The sequence below is a fragment of the Kitasatospora sp. NPDC034035 genome (assembly GCF_055575755.1).
This window is the reverse complement of the sequence record NZ_JBVISA010000104.1, coordinates 1-2,295: the sequence shown is the minus strand read 5'-3', so window position 1 is coordinate 2,295 and position 2,295 is coordinate 1. Positions and strand designations below refer to the sequence as shown.

General features: G+C 74.0%; 1 protein-coding gene. It reads left to right on the top strand.

Annotated features, from left to right (window positions below; all coding sequences use genetic code 11):
• The coding region (locus tag ACZ52J_RS42790) for a type I polyketide synthase (protein WP_465626841.1) at positions 1-2,295 on the top strand (2,295 nt) is incomplete at both ends.

The following is a 2,295-nucleotide window of genomic DNA, read 5'->3' as shown; positions in this document are numbered from 1 at the left end:
GGCAGGGCAACTACGCGGCTGCGAATGCCTATCTGGACGCGCTTGCGGAGCAGCGTCGGGCCGACGGTCTGCCCGCCACCTCGATCGCCTGGGGCCCGTGGGCACAGGGCGGCATGGCCGCCGACGGCACCGTCGAGCAGCGCCTGCACCGCGACGGCGTCCCGCCGATGGCCCCGCGCCTGGCGATGGCCGCCCTCCGGCAGGCCGTCGAGCACGGCGACGGTGCCCTCACCGTCGTGGACATCGCCTGGGACCGCTTCCTGCCCGGCCTGACCGCCGTCCGACCCACCACGCTCTTCGACGAGATCCCCGAGGCCCGCCAGGTCGCGGCCGCGGCCACCGTAGCCTCCGGCGCTGCAGCCGTCAGCTCCTCGCAGGCCGACCGCCTCGCCGGCCTCCCGGCCGCCGAGCAGCAGCGCGTCATGCTCGACCTCGTCCGCACCACCGTCGCGGCCGTGCTCGCCCACTCCGGCACGGACCAGGTCGAGGCCGGCCGGGCGTTCAAGGAGCTGGGCTTCGACTCGCTGACCGCCGTCGAACTCCGCAACCGCCTGGCCGCCGCCACCGGGCTGCGCCTGCCCACCACCCTCGTCTTCGACTACCCGTCCGCCGCTGCGCTCGCGGACCACCTCCGCACCGAACTCGTGGGCCGCCAGCCCGCCGCCGTCGCCGAGGGCACCGCCCGTACGGCCGCCGAGGACGAGCCGATCGCGATCATCGGCATGAGCTGCCGCTTCCCCGGCGGCGTCGCCTCGCCCGAGCAGCTCTGGCAGCTGCTCGTCGGCGGCGGCGACGCAATGTCCGGGCTCCCGGCCGACCGCGGCTGGAACACCGACACCCTCTACGACCCGGACCCCGACCGGGTCGGCACGATCTACACCCGCGAGGGCGGCTTCCTGCACGACGCGGCCGAGTTCGACGCCGCGTTCTTCGGCATCTCTCCGCGCGAGGCGCTCGCCATGGACCCCCAGCAGCGGCTGCTGCTGGAGACGTCCTGGGAGGCCTTCGAGCGTGCGGGCATCGACCCGGCCACCGTGCGCGGCAGCCGTACCGGCGTCTTCGCCGGTACCAACGGCCAGGACTACCTCGCCCTGCTGATGAGCTCGCCCGAGGAACTCGAGGGCCACCTCGGCGTCGGCACGGCCGCGAGCGTCGTCTCCGGCCGCCTCTCCTACACCTTCGGCCTGGAGGGCCCGGCGGTCACCGTCGACACCGCCTGCTCCTCCTCGCTGGTCGCCCTGCACCTCGCCGTCCAGGCGCTGCGCAACGGTGAGTGCACGCTCGCCCTCGCCGGCGGCGTCACTGTGATGGCCACCCCCGACACCTTCCTCGACTTCAGCCGTCAGCGCGGTCTCGCCGCCGACGGCCGGTGCAAGGCGTTCTCCGCGGCCGCCGACGGCACGGCGTGGGGTGAGGGCGCCGGCATGCTGCTGGTCGAGCGGCTGTCGGATGCCCGGCGCAACGGGCATCCGGTGCTTGCGGTGGTCCGTGGCTCTGCGGTGAACCAGGACGGTGCGTCGAACGGGCTGACGGCGCCGAACGGTCCGTCGCAGCAGCGGGTGATCCGGCAGGCTCTGGCCGGTGCCGGGCTGACGGCGGACCAGATCGACGCGGTGGAGGCGCACGGCACGGGCACCCGCCTTGGTGACCCGATCGAGGCGCAGGCTCTGCTCGCGACGTACGGTCAGGAGCGTCGGGACGGCCGTGCGCTGCTGCTGGGGTCGGTGAAGTCGAACATCGGGCACACCCAGGCTGCGGCCGGTGTTGCCGGTGTGATCAAGATGGTCATGGCGATGCAGCACGGCGTCCTGCCGCGGACCCTGCATGTGGACGCGCCGTCCCCGCACGTCGACTGGACGGCCGGCGCCGTCGCGCTGGCGACCGAGAACGTCGACTGGCCGGAGACCGGTGAGCCGCGCCGTGCGGGCATCTCCTCGTTCGGCTTCAGCGGCACCAATGCGCATGCCGTGCTGGAGCAGGCTCCGCCGGCGGACGAGGTGCCCTCGGCCGCGGTTGTGTCGCCGGTGTCGCCGGTGGTGCCGGTGGTGCTTTCGGCGCGAAGCCCGGAGGCGCTTGTGGCGCAGGCGGCGGGGTTGGTGGCGGTGGTCGAGGGCGATGGTGCGCCGAGTGTGGCGGATCTGGGGTTCTCGCTGGCGACGGGCCGGGCGGCGTTCGAGTTCCGGGCGGGGTTCGTGGCCTGCGATCGTGCGGAGTTGCTGGCCGGGCTGGCCGCGGTGTCCGGTGGTCAGGCCTCGGTGGTGGAGGGGCGGACGGCGTTCCTGTTCACCGGTCAGG